14 protein-coding genes and 1 pseudogene are annotated in these 16050 nt (G+C 73.6%); 13 read left to right on the top strand and 2 right to left on the bottom strand.

Annotated features, from left to right (window positions below):
• The first annotated feature begins 46 nt into the window (after positions 1-46).
• The 4 genes from BS83_RS26205 (at position 47) to BS83_RS26190 (ending at position 4286) form a co-directional block, all read left to right on the top strand.
• The gene (locus BS83_RS26205) at positions 47-970 is read left to right on the top strand and encodes a fumarylacetoacetate hydrolase family protein (RefSeq protein WP_037605993.1); all 924 of its coding nucleotides are present in this window, start codon (positions 47-49) and stop codon (positions 968-970) included.
• A 134-nt stretch (positions 971-1104) separates the two neighbouring features.
• A complete protein-coding gene (locus BS83_RS26200; protein ID WP_051945571.1) occupies positions 1105-1830 on the top strand; it encodes a maleate cis-trans isomerase family protein in 726 nt (241 codons plus the stop codon).
• 67 nt (positions 1831-1897) lie between these two features.
• The gene (locus tag BS83_RS26195; RefSeq protein WP_037605991.1) at positions 1898-2749 is read left to right on the top strand and encodes a PaaX family transcriptional regulator; all 852 of its coding nucleotides are present in this window, start codon (positions 1898-1900) and stop codon (positions 2747-2749) included.
• A gap of 136 nt (positions 2750-2885) precedes the next feature.
• Positions 2886-4286 (top strand): hypothetical protein, encoded by a 1401-nt coding sequence (locus tag BS83_RS26190; RefSeq protein ID WP_051943972.1) that lies wholly within the window; start codon positions 2886-2888, stop codon positions 4284-4286.
• 50 nt (positions 4287-4336) lie between these two features.
• On the opposite strand, the gene BS83_RS26185 is transcribed toward BS83_RS26190, so the two are convergent.
• Positions 4337-5347 (bottom strand): LacI family DNA-binding transcriptional regulator, encoded by a 1011-nt coding sequence (locus BS83_RS26185; protein ID WP_037605990.1) that lies wholly within the window; start codon positions 5345-5347, stop codon positions 4337-4339.
• A gap of 265 nt (positions 5348-5612) precedes the next feature.
• Between BS83_RS26185 and BS83_RS26180 the strand changes: the two genes are divergently transcribed.
• Complete coding sequence (locus BS83_RS26180; RefSeq protein WP_037605989.1) at positions 5613-6917, top strand: MFS transporter; 1305 nt, start codon at positions 5613-5615, stop codon at positions 6915-6917.
• Between the two features lie 67 nt (positions 6918-6984).
• Positions 6985-8475, top strand: a pseudogene (locus BS83_RS47800) (carboxylesterase/lipase family protein); the annotation flags it as partial.
• Positions 8476-8574: 99 nt separating this feature from the next.
• Here the strand turns inward: BS83_RS47800 and BS83_RS46660 are convergent.
• Positions 8575-8919 (bottom strand): phosphatase PAP2 family protein, encoded by a 345-nt coding sequence (locus BS83_RS46660; RefSeq protein ID WP_232248744.1) that lies wholly within the window; start codon positions 8917-8919, stop codon positions 8575-8577.
• Between the two features lie 605 nt (positions 8920-9524).
• On the opposite strand from BS83_RS46660, the gene BS83_RS26165 reads away from it, so the two are divergent.
• The 7 genes from BS83_RS26165 to BS83_RS26135 all read left to right on the top strand — a co-directional run bounded on the left by BS83_RS26165 (position 9525) and on the right by BS83_RS26135 (position 15996).
• The gene (locus BS83_RS26165) at positions 9525-10472 is read left to right on the top strand and encodes an ABC transporter permease (RefSeq protein WP_037605987.1); all 948 of its coding nucleotides are present in this window, start codon (positions 9525-9527) and stop codon (positions 10470-10472) included.
• Complete coding sequence (locus tag BS83_RS26160; RefSeq protein ID WP_051943968.1) at positions 10469-12385, top strand: dipeptide/oligopeptide/nickel ABC transporter permease/ATP-binding protein; 1917 nt, start codon at positions 10469-10471, stop codon at positions 12383-12385. Before BS83_RS26165 ends, BS83_RS26160 begins: the two co-directional genes overlap by 4 nt.
• Positions 12382-13461: an ABC transporter ATP-binding protein gene (locus BS83_RS26155; protein ID WP_063774233.1), complete on the top strand. Its 1080-nt coding sequence runs from the start codon at positions 12382-12384 to the stop codon at positions 13459-13461. The genes BS83_RS26160 and BS83_RS26155 overlap by 4 nt, the downstream gene beginning before the upstream one ends.
• Before the next feature lie 59 nt (positions 13462-13520).
• A complete protein-coding gene (locus tag BS83_RS26150) occupies positions 13521-15074 on the top strand; it encodes an ABC transporter substrate-binding protein (protein ID WP_051943966.1) in 1554 nt (517 codons plus the stop codon).
• Positions 15047-15220, top strand: a complete 174-nt coding sequence (locus BS83_RS46655) for a CBS domain-containing protein (protein ID WP_198035460.1) — start codon at positions 15047-15049, stop codon at positions 15218-15220. The genes BS83_RS26150 and BS83_RS46655 overlap by 28 nt, the downstream gene beginning before the upstream one ends.
• 130 nt (positions 15221-15350) lie before the next feature.
• On the top strand, positions 15351-15629 hold the full coding sequence (locus tag BS83_RS26140) for an isoamylase early set domain-containing protein (protein WP_037605986.1): 279 nt from the start codon (positions 15351-15353) through the stop codon (positions 15627-15629).
• A gap of 112 nt (positions 15630-15741) precedes the next feature.
• Positions 15742-15996, top strand: coding sequence for a hypothetical protein (locus tag BS83_RS26135; protein ID WP_037605985.1), 255 nt, complete (start codon positions 15742-15744; stop codon positions 15994-15996).
• The last annotated feature ends 54 nt before the right edge of the window (positions 15997-16050 follow it).

Below are 16050 nucleotides of genomic sequence, written 5' to 3'. Positions count from 1 at the left end.
GCCCCGCGTTCGCACATCCCCGCCGCACGACCGCAAGGAGACGACCATGCGACTGGTCAGCTACACCCTCAACGCCGCCCCCGACGTGCCCGCCCGCCTCGGTGCGCAGGTCGAGGACCGGATCATCGACCTGACCGCCCTCGCGACGGCCGACGGCGCCGAACTGCCCGCCGACCTCCTGACGCTGATCCGGGCCGGGCAGCCCGCCCTGGACGAGGCCGGACGGCTGCTGGCGAAGCGTCTGGCCGAGGGAGCGTCGCTCGACGACGGCCACGCCCTGGCCGCGGTGACGCTGCGGGCCCCGCTGCGGCCCGGAAAGATCGTCGGAGTCGGCCTCAACTACGTGGAGCACGTCGCCGAGTCGCACCGCACCCTGGACACCGGGCGCGAGGTCCCCGACCGCCCGGTGCTGTTCTCCAAGCCCGCCACCGCCGTCACCGGACCGGGGCAGCCGATCCTGCACGACGCCGGCCTCACCGAGCAGCTGGACTGGGAGTGCGAGCTGGCCGTCGTGATCGGTCGCCGGGCCGTCCGGGTCAGCGAGGAGGAGGCGTGGGACCACGTCTTCGGCTACAGCATCGTCAACGACATCAGCGCGCGCGACCAACGGCGCTCGGGCCAGTGGTTCTTCTCCAAGGGCCAGGACTCCTACGCCCCCTTCGGCCCGGTCGTCGTCACCGCCGACGAGATCACCGACCCGCACGACCTGGACCTGCGGCTGACCGTCAACGGCGAGGTCAAGCAGGACTCCAACACCCGTCACATGCTGTTCCGCATCCCGCGCCTGATCGCCGACATCTCCTCCGGCGTCACCCTCGAACCCGGCGACGTCATCGCCACCGGATCGCCCTCCGGCGTCGGCGCGGGCTTCGTCCCGCCCCAGTTCCTGCGGCCGGGCGACCTGGTCGAGGCCACCATCGCCGGCATCGGCACCCTCGCCAACCCGGTCGTCGACGCCCGCAGGCCCTGAGACCCCGCGGGGCCGGATCCCGGCCCTGACCCGGCCCCGCGGCCCGCCGCCCCCCGACCTCTGTCAAGGAGAACCCGCCCGTGGCCCCACGCACCTACCGGATCGGCCAGATCGTCCCCAGCTCCAACGTCACCATGGAGACCGAGGTCCCCGCGATCCTGCGGGCCCGCGAGACGATCGCGCCCGAGCGCTTCACCTTCCACTCCAGCCGGATGCGGATGACCCACGTCACCGCAGAACAGCTCAAGGCGATGGACGGGGACTCCGACCGCTGCGCCGTCGAGCTCTCCGACGCCCATGTCGACGTCCTCGGCTACGCCTGCCTGGTCGCCATCATGAGCATGGGCATCGGCTACCACCGCACCGCGCAGGAACGGCTGCACCTGCGCACCGCGGAGAACGACGCCCCCGCGCCCGTCGTCACCAGCGCCGGCGCGCTCGTCGACGGACTCCACACCCTCGGGGCGAAGAAGATCGTGCTGGTCGCCCCCTACCTGAAGCCGCTCACCGCGACCGTCGTGGACTACCTCACCCACGAGGGCGTCGAGGTGCTGGACCACACCTCGCTGGAGATCCCCGGCAACCTCGACGTCGCCGCCCACGACCCGGCCGCGCTGCCCGGCATCGCGCGCCGACTCGACCACGCCGACGCCGACGCCGTCGTGCTGTCGGCCTGCGTGCAGATGCCCTCCCTGGCCGCGATCGGGGAGGCCGAGCAACTGCTCGGCAAGCCGGTGGTCTCCGCCGCCGTCTGCACGGCGCACCAGATGCTGCGCCGGCTGGGCCTGCCCGCCGTGGCCCCGGGCGCGGGCCACCTGCTCTCCGGAGCCTTCGCGGAGACGCCGCTGCGCGAGCCCTGACCGGGACCGCCTCCGCACGTCCGCCCAGGTATGATCACGGGCGGGCGCGCAAGGAGGTAGGGCGAGGATGGCGGAGACCGCGACCCGGCCGAGTTCCCTGATCCAGACGATCTACGGAGACTTCGTCCGGCGCCTCGGAGGCTGGATCTCCATCGCGGACCTGATCGCGCTGATGGCCCAGCTCGACGTCGACAGCTCCTCCGTGCGCTCGGCCACCTCGCGCCTGAAGAAGTCCGGCACGCTGGTCCAGGAACGGGGCCGGGGGATCGGCATCGGCTACCGCCTCGCCGCGGCCATGGAGCCGCTGTTCGACGAGGGCGACCGGCGCATCTTCGACAGGCTGGAGCCGGCGGCGCTGGCCGACGGCTGGGTGGTCGCCGTGTTCTCCGTGCCCGAGTCCGAGCGCGCACAGCGCCACCAGCTGCGCGCCAGGCTGACCTGGCTCGGCTTCGGCAACGCCGCCCCCGGCGTCTGGCTCGCGCCCGCGCGGCTGCTGCCGGACGCGCGCAGCACGCTGGAACGCGACGGGCTGAGCCCGTACGTGCACCTGTTCACCTCCGCCTACGCGGGCTTCGCCGAGCTGCGCGCGGCGGTGGCCGAGTGGTGGGACTTCCCCGCCATCGAGGCCCAGTACGCCCAGTTCACGGATGCCTACCGGCTGTTGGCCGAGGACCTGCGGCAGGAGCCGGAGCCGGACCCGGTCGAGGCGTTCCGCGAGTACGTCCCGCTGCTGACGGAATGGCGCCGCCTGCCGTATCTCGACCCCGGTCTGCCGAGCGAGCTCCTGCCGGCCGACTGGAACGCGGTGGCGGCCCGGCGGCTCTTCGTCGACCTGCACGAACTGCTGGCCGAGCCCGCGCTGCGGCACGTCGAGCAGCAGACCGGACTGTCCCGCACGGCCGCTCCGGCCGTTCACTGACCGAAGTTCTCGCGCCAGGGGTCTGGCGGTCCGGCATACCGACTGGTATCTACTTACACGTGTCACTGATGGCACGAGTAACCAGCTGCGAACCACCATCCCCTTCTTCCCGCACCCTCACAGCAGGGAGACGACGTTGCCCACGCTGCCACGTCCCTTCGCACGCCCCGTCTCGCGCCGCCCCCGCCTCTACGCCGGCGCCGCCGCGCTGGTCCTGATCAGTGTCGGCCTCGCGACGAACGCGGCCGGGGCCACCGCTCCGGCGCGCCGCCCCGCCGACCCCGCCGCGAGCGGCCGGGCATTCCTGCCCCCCGGTCTGATCAACCACATCCTGGTCATCGACCTGGAGAACGAGGGCTACGACACCACCTTCGGCGCGCAGTCCCCGGCGGTCTACCTCAACACCGCCCTGCGCGCCCAGGGCGAGCTGATCCCCGGGTACTACGCCACCGGGCACTTCAGCCTGGACAACTACATCGCCCAGGTCTCCGGCCAGGCGCCCACGATGCTCACCAAGGCGGATTGCGCCGACTTCGCCACCCGCACGTTCCACTACGTGGACGTCACCCCCGGTACCGACGACCCGAATCCGACCGCCGACCCCGGCCAGGTCGACGGCAACGGCTGCGTCTACCCCGCGCCGAACCCGGCCGCCGGAACCCACGGCGCGCCCACCATCGCCGACCAGCTCGACGGCGTCTTCCCGCCCAACCCCGTCACCCATCGGGCGGCCTGGCGCGAGTACGCCGAGGACATGGGGAACGACCCCTCCCGTGACGGCGGCACCTCCTGTGCCCATCCGGCGCTCGGCGGCACGGACGGGGCGGAGGTCGCCACCGCGACCGACCAGTACGCCACCCGGCACAACCCGTTCATGTACTTCCACTCCGTCATCGACAAGACCGCCGAGTGCCGGGCCAACGTCGTCCCTCTGGGCGGACTGCGCGCGGACGGCACCCCCGACCCCGCAGGCCGCCTCGTCCAGGACCTCGCCGACCCCGCGCACACCCCGCGCTTCGGCTTCCTCACGCCCAACCTGTGCGACGACGGCCACGACGCCACCTGTGCCGGCGTCAACGCCGAGGGCGGCCACACCGGAGGGCTGGCCGCAGCCGACCTCTGGCTCAGGCACTGGATGCCGATGATCCTGGGCTCGCCCGCCTACCAGAAGGGCGACACCCTCGTGGTGCTCACCTTCGACGAGGCCGACGCCGACCCCGCCGACCCCGACTACGCCGCGGCCTGCTGCGACGAGCCGCCCGGCCCCAATGTGGTCGCTCCCGGCGACAGCACCTTCCAGGCGACGAGCGACACCGCGCCGGGCGGCGGCCGGACCGGTGCGGTGCTGTTCAACAAGCGTTACATCAAGCCCGGCACGGTGGACACCGCCGGGAGCTACAACCATTACTCGGCGCTTCGCAGTTACGAGGACCTGCTCGGACTGTGGGTCGGCGGCGCGGACGGTCGCGGGCACCTGGGCTTCGCCGCCCAGGCGGGCCTGCTGCCGTTCGGGCCGGACGTCTTCGACGCCCGCTGACCCGGCACGGGTCGCGGAGCGGCGCCCCGTCTGAGCCGGCGGACTCCGGCTCAGGAGGACTGCCGCGGCACCAGCTCGAACCACAGAGGGGGGAGTGGTTCGGCGGTGCCGTGGTTGATCAGGCCGGCCACGGCCTCGGCGATCACGTCGGCGCCGGGGAGCCGGTACCGCACCGAGGTCAGCTGCGGGCGCACGATCTGGGCCAGCAGCAGGTCGTCCGCGCCGACCACCGCGATCCGGCCGGGCACGTCGACCCCGTGGTCGCTGAGCGCCGCGCACAACAGTGCCGCGTACTCGTCGTTGTAGCCGAACACCGCGTCCAGGCCGAGTTCGCGGCAGAGCACCGCCAGCGCGGCGGCCGCGTCGCCGCCGTAGGGCATCGGCAGCGGGGTCACCGCCGCTCCGTGCTCCGCGGCGACCTGCCGGACCCCTGCCAGCCGGGGCTCCGCGAAGGCGGAGAGACCGCGCTCGGTCGGCATCAGCACGCCGATCCGGCGACGCCCCCGGGCGATCAGGTGTTCTGCCGCGATCCTGCCGATGTCGGTCTGGTCGCCGAGCAGCGTCAGGACGCCCGGCACCGGCTCGGGCGCGATGGTGAGCACGGCCGTCGTGCCCGCCTGGGCCAGCACCTGGACCGCCTCGGCGGTCAGTCCCGTCGGGGCCATGGCCAGGACGGCGGCCGGCCGCAGCTGCGCCCAGGCGCGGGCGGCCGTCACCGGGTCGGGGGAGCGGTTCCCGTGGAGCACCACCGTGTAGCCGCGCTCGCCGAGCGCGGTCTCCATCTCGTCGACCCAGTCGCTGAACAGCCGCCCGGCGGCCGACACCGCGGCGGGCAGCACGATCAGGTCGGTGCGTCCGGCCCGCAGGGACCTGGCGGCGGCGTGCGGCACGTAGCCCAGCTCGTCCGCGGCGGCGAGCACCCGGGTGCGGGTCTCCTCGCTGATCCGGGCGGTCGGCGTGCCGTTGAGCACGAAGGACACGGTGGCGCGGGAGACGCCCGCCGCGCGGGCGACGTCGGTGCTGGTGATCTGGCCGGCGTGCGGCCCCTTGCTGAATGCCATGGCGTTTGCATCATTCCAGGTCGTCAGGTCTGGTGCAGCCAGTCCGACGGGTGTATACAGGTCGGAAGCAAGTTTACACGTGTTATCACGCCGCTGCCGATCATCGCAGCCCCGACGCGGCCGACGCCCGCGCCAGGTCAGGGACGACCCTTCCCCCTGACTCCCGCGTCTGCGGACCGAGTGCCGCGTCCCCTCCACTCCACCCGCGTGAACCGCCCGCCCGTTCGGCGCACCCTCCCGACGGGCCTCTGCACCGGAGCCGACCATGTCCGACCAGCCCAGCCAGACCATCGACGACAGCCCGAGAAGCGACGGAGCGAGCACCGACCGGGCGGGAACCGGGACCGGCGAGGCCGCCCGGGGCTCCCGCGCCGGGCAGGACCGGCAGGGCGGCCTGATGGCCCTGCTGTCCCTCGCCAACACCTCGATGTTCGCCCTCTACCTCGGCGTCGGCAGCGTCCTGCTGCCGACCCAGATCGCCCACCTGGACCCCGCGCACAAGGTGGCGGTCCTCGGCCTCGTCGGCGGGGTCAGCGCCCTGTTCGCCACCGTGCTCAACCCGGTCGCGGGTGCCCTGTCCGACCGCACCGGACGGCGGGGACCGTGGATCGTCGGCGGGGCCCTGGCCTCCCTGGCGGCGATGGCGTTCCTGGGGAGCGTCGACACCGTGCTGATGGCGGGCATCGGCTGGTGCCTGGGCCAGGCCACGATGAGCGTCTACCAGGCCGCCACCACCGCGGTCGTCCCCGACCGCATCCCCGCCGAGCGGCGCGGCACCGCCTCCGCACTGGTCGGCCTCGGCCTGCCGGTCGGCGGAACGGTCGGCGTCCTGGTGGCGTCCGCGACCGCGGGCGCGCCCCGCACCGGATACCTGGTGCTCGGCGCGATCGTCGCCGTGGCCGGCCTGCTGCTCACCACCCTGGGGCGCGAGCCCCGCCGGGCTCCGAAGCCGTCCGTGCCTCTGCGGCGTCAGTTCGCCACCTTCCTGCAGGCGTTGGCGAACCACGACTTCCGCTGGGCCTTCATAGGCCGGGCGCTGCTGGTCCTCGGCTACTTCTCGGTCATGGGCTACCAGCTCTACATCCTCTCCGACCACGTCAGGCTCCCCGCAGGCCTGACCCCGGCCGCCGCCATCGCGGTCCTCACCCCGGTGTCGATGGCGGCGATGATCGTCTCCACCCTGGTCGGCGGGGTGCTGTCGGACCGCTGGAACCGGCGCAAGCTGTTCGTCGGCGCGTCCGCCACGCTGTCCGGGCTGGTCATGGTGGTGCCGGTGGTCAGCCCGACCTGGACCGGGATGCTGGTCTTCAGCGCCCTCAACGGCCTCGCCTTCGGCTGCTTCGTGGCCGTCGACACCGCGCTGGTCACCCTCGTCCTGCCCAGCTCCGAGGACACGGCCAGGGACATGGGCGTGCTGAACATCGCCGGCGCCGGGCCGCAGATCGTCGCGCCCTTCGTCGCCTCCCAGGTCATCGCCCATCTCGGCGGCTACAACGGCCTGTTCGTGGTCGGCGGCGTCCTCTCCGTCCTGGGCGGCCTCGCCATCGCCCCGATCCGCACCGTCCGCTGACGCCCCCCGCGCGGCGGCCGGTCCGCCCCGCCGCGCGCCACCACCGAGCCCCGAAGGAGGCAAGCCCATGCCGGTGCCGCACCCGAGGCCCTGGAGCGGCCCGCCGCACCGTCCCGCGCCCGCCCGTCCGCCGGTCGTCGTCCCCACCTCGTCCGGCCGCGTCCGCGGCGAGCACGACGGGCGCGCCGAGGCCTTCCTCGGCATCCCCTACGCCGCGCCGCCGGTCGGAAAGCTCCGCTTTCTGCCGCCCGCTCGGGTGAGCCCCTGGCCGGGGACCAGGGACGCGCGGTCCTACGGTCCGACCGCGCCACAGAACCACGACGCGGTGCTTGAGCAGATGTTCGGGCGCGCCCCGTCCGCCCACGACGAGGCGTCCTGCCTGACGCTCAACCTCTGGACCCCGCAGAGCGGTTCGGGGCGGCGGCCGGTCCTGGTGTGGATCCACGGCGGCGGCTTCCTGACCGGCGCGGGGAGCGACCCCGTCTTCGACGGCGGGCGCCTCGCCGAGCGCCACGACGTGGTCGTGGTCACCCTCAACCACCGGCTGGGCGCGCTCGGCTTCCTGCACCTGGCCGAGGTCCTGGGAGGGAGGTACGCCTCCTCGGGCAACGTGGGTCTGCTCGACCAGCGGGCCGCACTGACCTGGGTCCGTGACGAGATCGCGGCCTTCGGCGGCGATCCCGGCAATGTCACCCTCTTCGGGCAGTCGGCCGGAGCGTTCAGCGTGGTCGCCCACCTGGCCTCGCCGGGGTCGGCCGGGCTGTTCCACAAGGCGATCGTCCAGAGCGGCAGCGGCGAGGGCACCATCGACCTCGACCAGGCGGGCGAGGTCACCCGGGCGTTCCTCGACGAGCTCGGCGTCGCCCCGCACGCCGCCGCCGAGCTGCTGACCCGTCCGGCCGCCGACCTGCTCCGGGCGCAGGAGGCGGTCACCCGCGCCTGGCAGGCCAGGGGCGACGGCGTCGGTCTCGCGTTCGTCCCGCACGTCGACGGCGAGGTGTTGCCCCGCACACCCCTGGACGCGATCGCGGCGGGCGCGGCCCGCCGGGTGCCGCTGCTGCTCGGGACCAACAGGGACGAGGGCCGGATGTTCACCGTGCTCGGCCCCGACCCGGTCGGCGACCTGCCCGAGGAGGCGCTGACGGCGCTGTTCGCGGCCGACCACGCCGACCCCGGTGCGGCTCTGGACGCCTACCGCTCGGTCGGGCCTGACGGCTCGGCGGCCGGCCTGCTCGCCGCGCTCATCGGCGAGCGGCTCTTCGGCGGCCCGACCGGACGGCTCGCCGAGGCGCAGGCCGCCTGCGGCGGAGCGGTCTGGCGCTACCGCTTCGACTGGGCCTCGTCCGCGCACGAGGGCCGCCTGGGCGCCTGCCACTCGCTCGAACTCCCCTTCGTCTTCGACAACCTGGACGTCGAGGGGGTGGACAGGTTCACCGGGCCAAGGCCCCCGCAGGAGCTCGCCGACGTGATGTCCTGCTGCTGGGCGCGCTTCGCCCGCATCGGCGATCCCGGTCTGTGGCCCAGGTACGAGCCCGAAGGGCGGCAGGTGATGCTCTTCGACCGGGTCACGGCGGTGGCCAGGGATCCGGACCGGGTGCTGCGCCTGCTCGCGCGGGCGCAGCACGGTCCCGTCGGAGCCGAGGCGGGTGACGGCCGCTCAGTGACGGCGGGGGCGCCCGGCCTCACGGGCGAGCAGCGGGGCGAAGGCGCACCACAGGAGCAGGGCCGTGGCCGTCCCCGCGAGCGCTCCGGCGACGGTGTCGCTGAGCCAGTGGGCGTGCAGCCAGGTGCGGCTCCACATCATGGTCAGCACGAACAGGCAGCCGAACAGCCACCACCGGCCACGGCGGGCGGCCGGCACGAACAGTGCGCCGACCAGCACGACCAGCAGCGCGGCGCCGAACGCGTGGCCGGAGGGGAAGGAGCCGTGGTCGACCAGAACCAGCGGATGGACCGGGCGCTGCCGGTCGACGGCGCTCTTGAGCACCTGCACCACGACCATGCTCCCGCCGAGGTAGGCCGTGACGAAGAAGAGCAGTGACCACCAGCGCCGCAGCGCGGCCAGCAGCAGCGCGAGGGCGATCGGCACGACGATCCCGGTCGGGGCGCCGAACCAGTTCAGGGCCATGGCGACCGCGTGGGGGAAGCCCGCGTGCGGGCCGCCCATCCAGGCCAGCCAGCGGTTGTCCCAGCTCTGGAAGACCGGACGGGCGGTGTCGAGGGCGACGGCCAGGGCGATCAGGGCCGCTCCGACGGCGCAGGCCAGGCCGGCCAGCAGCCGGACCCGGCCGGGGTCGAAGCGGCCGGCGGGTGAGGCGGCGGTGGTGCCGGCCTGTGTCGGGGCGGGGGACTGGATGTGTGTCATGAGCTCTCACAAAGCGGTGATGCCGGAGCGGTGGGTGGCGTCGGGCCGGGGCGGTGAGGCTCCCCGGGCTCCAGTGTTACACGTGTAATCAATGGCCGCGAGGCTACGTGGCACATCCCGTTCCGGAGATGTGCAACAACCCTGGCGGTCGTCAGTGGAGCGCTATAGGCTCGCCCCGCCTCATTGATAGCACGTGTAACCACCTAGGTGACAAGTACAAGCAACCTGTTGAAGAGGTGAGCATGGCAACTCTCCGGCTGGTGGGTCGACGGCTGCTGTCGTCCGTCCCCCTGCTGTTCGTGGTCTCCGCCCTGACCTTCGTCCTGGTGTCGCTCGTCCCGGGAGACCCCGCCCGTACTCTCGTCGGCCAGCATGCGACCGCCACGCAGTACGCGGCCGTCCGCGCCCAACTCGGCCTGGACCGGCCCCTGGTGTCGCAGTACGGGCACTGGCTCGCGGGCGCGGCCAGGGGCGACCTCGGGGCCAGTCTGTTCAGTGGAGAGTCTGTCACCTCGATGCTGGACAGCCGACTGCCGGTGACGCTGTCCCTGATCCTGGCCGGGACCCTCGTGTCCGGCGTCCTCGGCCTCGGCCTCGGACTGCTCAGCGCCCGTCGTGGGGGTCGGCTGGTACGGACCGTCGACGGGCTGGCCCTCCTCGGCCTGGGCGTTCCCGCGTTCTGGTTCGCGCTGGTGCTGATCCTGCTCTTCGCCGTACGGCTGCGCTGGTTCCCGGTCACCGGCTACGTGCCGCTGACCGAGGACCCCGGCCAGTGGCTGCGCTCGCTGGTCCTGCCCGTCGCCTCGCTGGCGCTGGGCGGGGTCGCGGTCATCGCCAAGCAGACCCGCGACGCCGTCCTGGACGCCATGGGCAGGGACTTCGTCCGCGTGATGACCGCCAACGGCTTCTCCACGCGGTCGATCACCTACCGGCACGTGCTGCGCAACGCGGCCCTGCCGCTGGTGACCGTGCTCGGCGTGGTGCTGGTGAGCCTGCTCGCCGGAACGGTCTTCGTGGAGACGGTCTTCGCCATGCCGGGGCTGGGCGGCCTGATCCAGCAGGCCACCGTCGAGCACGACATCCCGGTCATCCAGGGGGCCGTGCTCTACGTCAGCGTCCTCGTCGTCCTGGTCAACCTCGTCGTCGACCTCGCGTACGGCCGACTCGACCCCCGGGTGCGTGCCGCATGACCGACACCGCCGACAGCTCGCGCCCCGCTCGCGCCCGCAGCGCAATCGTCCGGGGCGTGCTGCGACGCCGCCCGGCCGCGTTCGCCCTCGGCTGGCTGCTGCTGCTCACCCTCGCCACCGCCGCCGCACCGCTCGTCACCGCGCACGGACCGCTGGACCAGGACCTGAACAGCGTCCTGACCGGCCCGACCGGAGGCCACCCGCTCGGCACCGACACGCTGGGCCGGGACCTGCTCAGCCGGCTGCTCTTCGGCGGGCGTTCGACGCTCCTCGCCGTGGCCGAGGCCGTCGTGGTCTACCTGGTCATCGGCGTGAGCGCCGGACTCGCCTCCGGCTATCTGGGCGGACGGCTCGACTGGCTCATCACCAGGACCGCCGACCTGGTCTTCGCGCTGCCGGGGATCGTGATCATCCTGGTGGTGCTGGCCGTCTTCCCCGGCAACCTGCACGCCGCGATGGTGACCTTCGGGGTGATCGGCAGCCCCGGCCTGATCCGCATCCTGCGCGCCCAGACCCTCCGGGTCCGCGAGGAGCTCTACGTGGCCGCCGCCCGGGTGGCCGGGCTCAACCGCCCGCAGATCCTGCGGCGACACGTCCTGCCGCGCCTGACCAGCACCGTCGTCGTCCAGGCCGCCCTGTTCGCGGCCATCGTGGTGACGATCCAGGCCGGGCTCGGCTTTCTCGGCCTCGGCGCGCCGCCGCCCGCGCCCTCCTGGGGCGGCCTGGTGGCGGACGCCTCGCAGGTGATCGACCGCGATCCGTGGATGCTGCTCCCGGCCGGTCTGCCGCTCGTGATCACCGTCGTCGCCCTGGGCGTTCTCGGGGACGCGGTCCGCGACGCGGCGGTCGAGGCCTGGGCTCCGGCGTTCCCGGCCGGCCGCGCCCTCCCGCGCCCGGCCCCCGCGGCTGCCGCGGCGGATCCGGACGTCGCGGCCCGGGACCCGCGCGCCCTGCTCTCGGTCAGCCGGCTCTCCGTCGAGATCGCGGGCACGGCGGTCGTCCAGGACGTCAGTTTCGACATCCGGCCCGGCGAGACCCTGGGCGTCGTCGGCGAGTCCGGCTGCGGCAAGTCCGTCACCTCGCTCGGCATCCTCGGGCTGGTGCCCGGCCAAGGCCGGATCAGCGCGGGACGCGTGCTGTTCGAGGGAACGGACCTGGTGGCCGCGCCCAAGGCGCTCGCCGGTGTGCGCGGTTCCGGCATCGCCTACGTCTCGCAGGAGCCGATGGTCGCGCTGGACCCGACGTTCACCGTCGGCCGGCAACTGGCGGAGGCGGTCGCCCGGCACACCGGATGCGGCCGCAGGGCGGCGCGCGCCCGCGCCGTCGAACTGCTGGACAAGGTCAACGTCCCCGACCCCGCCGCCGTGGCCGACCGCCACCCGCACCAGCTCTCCGGCGGCCTGGCCCAGCGGGCCGCGATCGCCCTCGCGCTCGCCGGCAGCCCCCGACTGCTCATCGCCGACGAGCCCACCACCGCACTGGACGTCACCGTGCAGGCCGAGATCCTCGGTCTGCTGCGCGCGCTGCAGACCGAGACCGGCATGGCCGTCCTCCTGATCACCCATGACTGGGGTGTCGTGGCCGACCTGTGCGACCGGGCGGTGGTCATGTACGCCGGCCAGGTCGTCGAACAGGCCGAGGTGGAGGCCCTGTTCACCCGCCCGCTGCACCCCTACACCGCGGGCCTGCTGTCCGCCAACCCGCACGCCGCCGCCCCCGGGGAGCCGCTGCCCACCATCGCGGGCACGGTCCCGCCTCCGGGCGCCTGGCCCGAGGGCTGCCGCTTCGCCGCCCGCTGCCCGCTGGCGAGCCCCGCGTGCGCCGCGCCCGTGGCGCTGACCGAACCCGCACCCGGACGCGCCACCCGGTGCGTCCACACCGACCGGCTCGTCCAGGAAGGAAGCAGCCGATGACCGCAGACCCCACCGACGCGGCCACCACCGACCGAGGAACGCCCGCGATCCTCGACGTCAGGGACCTGTCCGTCGAGTTCCGCCAGGGACGCCGCACCCCGCCGCTGAGGGCGGTCGACGGCGTCAGCCTGGCCATCGGCCACGGCGAGACCCTCGGGCTGGTCGGCGAGTCGGGATCGGGGAAGTCGACGATCGGTCGGGCCGTCCTCGGGCTGAACCCGGTCCGCTCGGGAACCATCCGGTTCGAGGGCGCGGACATCACCCGGGCCGGGGCCCGGACCCGCCGCGAACTCAGCGCCCGACTGCAGGTGGTGTTCCAGGATCCGTACTCCTCCCTCAACCCGGCCCGCACGATCGGCAGCACGCTGGCTGAGCCCCTGCTGGTGCACCAGCGGCTGACGGCCCGCCAGGCGGGGGAGAAGGTCGCCGACATGCTCGGCCGGGTCGGGCTGCCGCGGGAGACGGCGCACCGCTACCCCGCCCAGTTCTCCGGCGGCCAGCGGCAGCGCATCGCCATCGCCCGCGCGCTCATGCCCGGCCCCCGTCTGGTCATCTGCGACGAGCCGGTCAGCGCCCTGGACCTGTCCGTGCAGGCGCAGGTGATGAACCTGCTGGCCGAACTGCAGGAGGCCATGCGGCTCAGCTACCTGTTCGTGGCGCACGACCTGCCCGTCGTGCGCCATCTCTCCCACCGCATCGTCGTGCTGTACCGGGGTCAGGTCATGGAGACCGGCCCCTCCGAGGAGCTGTACGAACACCCCGTCCACCCGTACACCCGCATGCTGATCGCCGCCGTGCCCGAGCCCGACCCGGCACGGCAGCGGGCCCGGAGGGCCGCCGCGGCGCGCGCCGACACCGTCGTGACCGCGCGCGTGGCGGGCGGGAACCCCACCGCGGGTTGCGTCTTCGCGCCGCGCTGCGCGCACGCCCTCGACCTGTGCCGTCGCGAACGCCCCCGGCTGCTGCCGGTCGCCGAGCGGGTCCCGGCCGGGCCCGCCGGGTCCCCGAGCCCGGCCGGTCCTGACGCCAGGAGCGCCGCGTGCCATCGCGCGGCCGAACTCGTCGCCCGGCCCTGACCCGCCCCGAGGAGTCGGACCGTCCCTCAACCCCGCCCTCGCCCACCGGAGGACATGCCATGACCAGACGCAGAACCGCCACCGCCCTGACCGCCCTCGCTTTGCTCGCCGCCCCGATGACCGCCTGCGGCGGCTCCTCGGGCGGCGCCGGCGGCGCGAGCGGCGACACCCTCACCCTCGTCGCGGCCGCCGCCCCCGCCAGCCTCGACCCGGCCAAGGCCAACGTGGGTTCGGACAACTGGTTCGTCAACCTCACCTACGACTCCCTGCTGCGGATGGGGCCCGGCGGCACGGTCGGCCCCGACCTCGCCACCTCCTGGGGCTACGTCGGCTCGGGCAACCGGGAGTTCACCCTGACCCTGCGCGACGGCGCCCGCTTCGCCGACGGCACGCCCGTCACCGCCCAGGCGGTGGCCGCCTCGCTCGACTACACCCGCACGCACGGGCTCAACCTCTCCTGGGACTCCGCGATCGACTCGGTGACCGCGACCGGCCCGCGCACCGTCCGCATCCACTGCTCCTCGCCCCACCCCGACCTGCCGCAGCTGCTGACCCAGGTGCTCCTGGTCGGCTCGGTGATCAGCCCCGGCGGGCTCGCCCACCAGGGCGACCTCGGCACCGCGTCCTACGGCGCCGGCCCCTACGTCCTGGACGCCGCGCACACCGTCTCCGGGGACCACTACACCTACACCCCGAACCGGTACTACTGGGACCGGAGCAGGATCCACTGGAAGCGGGTCGTGATCAAGGTGATCGCCAACCCGAACTCCGCGCTCCAGGCCGTCGAGACCGGTCAGGCCGACGTTCTCGGCATCAACTCCAGCCAGGTCGGCACCGCCAAGGGCGGCGGCCTCGCGGTCACCATGTCCCCGGCCGCCTTCGTCGGCGTCAACCTCGTCGACCGCGCCGGCGTGCTCGCGCCGCCGCTGAAGGACCTCCGCGTCCGGCAGGCGCTCAACTACGCCGTCGACCGTGCCGCGATCACCAAGGCCGTGGTCCAGCAGTACGGCAGCCCGACGGACGAGATCAGCCTGCCCGGCCTGGACGGGTACGCGCCCGACGCCGACAACCGCTACCCCTACGACCCCGCCAAGGCCAAGCAGCTGCTGGCCGAGGCCGGCTACCCGAACGGCTTCTCGCTCGGCATGGAGACCCAGGGCTTCCTGGGGATCGACCTGGTCACCCAGGCGGTCGTCGCCGAGTGGCGGAAGATCGGCGTCACGGTGAACCTCACCACCGACACCAGCATCGGGCAGTGGCTCGGCAACGCCACCTCCAGGCGCTTCCCGACCCTCGGCTTCGGCTACGGCGGCGCGAGCACCTACCTGCTCTCGCTGGACTGGATGCTCCCGCACGCCACCGCCTTCAACCCCTTCGCCTCCCAGGACCCCACGCTCACGAAGATGCTCGCCACCGCGGCCGCCGCCCCCGCCGCGCAGGCGCCGGCGCTGGACCAGGAGGTGATGCGCTACGTCGTCGACCAGGCCTGGTTCGTCTCGGTGCTGCGCATGGAGGGCATCTACGCCTACGACTCCCACCGGATCAGCGGCTTCGCCGCCTCCGTCGACTACATCCCCGACGTCGCCTGGACCACCGCCCCGGCGAAGTCCTGAGCCGCACGCGCGGCCCCGCCCGGCGACTGCCGGTCGTGGACGCCGACGGACGGCCCGTCGGCATCGTTTCCCTCGGGGACCTCGCCGAGGACCGCGACCCCGGCTCCGCGCTCGGGCGGATCAGCGCGGCCGCGCCGAACCGCTGACCGCGGACCGCGCGACCACCGTCGGGGGCTGAACGGGTGGCACCGGGTCGTGCCGCGCGGGCGGAAGCCCGTTCGGCACGCCGGCACGCGTCAGGCTGGGAGCTCCGCTCCACCCGAACGAGGAGGCGTCATGCTGGAACGTGCGGCCGTCAAGCAGGGTACGAAGGTCACCTTCGTGCTGCCCGAGGACGGGGACGGGGACCGGCCGGTGAGCGTGGTCGGGGACTTCAACGACTGGAAGCCCGGCGCGCACGTCCTCAAGCCCCGCGAGGACGGCAGCCGCGCCGTCAGCGTGGTGCTGCCCAAGGGCCGGATGACCGCGTTCCGCTACCTGGCCGGTGGCGGCCACTGGTTCGACGAGGGGGACGCGGACCACCACGACGGGACCAACGGCTACGTGCACACCTGATCCCCGCGTTCTCCCAGGTCCCGGCGTCGGCGGCGGGCGAGGCGCGCCGCCTTCGGCGGTCCTGTGTGTGAACCTGGGGGAGGGGTGCCCGAGCAGAGCAGAGGTGAGATCAGTGGAACTGGAGCTGAAGGCGGAACCGGGCTGCGGGTGGGTCGAAGGAGAGATCCACCTGTGGCACCTCGCCCAGGTGCGAGGCGACACCGCCCTGTGCGCGCTGCGGCTGAGCCCCGACGCGGCGACGCGGCCGCTGGAGCAGCGCGCCGACATCTTCCCGGAGCGGCTGTGCCCGGTCTGCCGCCGCGGCTACGCGGAGATGCTCCCGGTCGGCCCGGCGCACGCGCCCCGGAGCCCGGTGGGGACCGACTGACCGTCCGCGCGTTCGTCCGACCGCGCCGCCGTCCGTCGGTCGCTGGCCCCTCCA

The organism is Streptacidiphilus rugosus AM-16 (assembly GCF_000744655.1).
Classification (GTDB): domain Bacteria; phylum Actinomycetota; class Actinomycetes; order Streptomycetales; family Streptomycetaceae; genus Streptacidiphilus; species Streptacidiphilus rugosus.
Note: the sequence above shows the minus strand (reverse complement) of the source record. Positions and strands in the feature narration are given on the sequence as shown.

What these genes read in the sequence shown, in the direction of transcription:
- BS83_RS26195 (WP_037605991.1), top strand. Translation starts at nt 1,898, where the DNA reads ATGGCGGAGACCGCGACCCGGCCGAGTTCCCTGATCCAGACGATCTAC.
- BS83_RS46660 (WP_232248744.1), bottom strand. Translation starts at nt 8,919, where the DNA reads ATGGTCGTGGTGCAGGTGCTCAAGAGCGCCGTCGACCGGCAGCGCCCG.
- BS83_RS26150 (WP_051943966.1), top strand. Translation starts at nt 13,521, where the DNA reads ATGACCAGACGCAGAACCGCCACCGCCCTGACCGCCCTCGCTTTGCTC.
- BS83_RS26200 (WP_051945571.1), top strand. Translation starts at nt 1,105, where the DNA reads ATGGAGACCGAGGTCCCCGCGATCCTGCGGGCCCGCGAGACGATCGCG.
- BS83_RS26180 (WP_037605989.1), top strand. Translation starts at nt 5,613, where the DNA reads ATGTCCGACCAGCCCAGCCAGACCATCGACGACAGCCCGAGAAGCGAC.
- BS83_RS26185 (WP_037605990.1), bottom strand. Translation starts at nt 5,347, where the DNA reads ATGGCATTCAGCAAGGGGCCGCACGCCGGCCAGATCACCAGCACCGAC.
- BS83_RS26205 (WP_037605993.1), top strand. Translation starts at nt 47, where the DNA reads ATGCGACTGGTCAGCTACACCCTCAACGCCGCCCCCGACGTGCCCGCC.
- BS83_RS26160 (WP_051943968.1), top strand. Translation starts at nt 10,469, where the DNA reads ATGACCGACACCGCCGACAGCTCGCGCCCCGCTCGCGCCCGCAGCGCA.
- BS83_RS26155 (WP_063774233.1), top strand. Translation starts at nt 12,382, where the DNA reads ATGACCGCAGACCCCACCGACGCGGCCACCACCGACCGAGGAACGCCC.
- BS83_RS26165 (WP_037605987.1), top strand. Translation starts at nt 9,525, where the DNA reads ATGGCAACTCTCCGGCTGGTGGGTCGACGGCTGCTGTCGTCCGTCCCC.
- BS83_RS26140 (WP_037605986.1), top strand. Translation starts at nt 15,351, where the DNA reads ATGCTGGAACGTGCGGCCGTCAAGCAGGGTACGAAGGTCACCTTCGTG.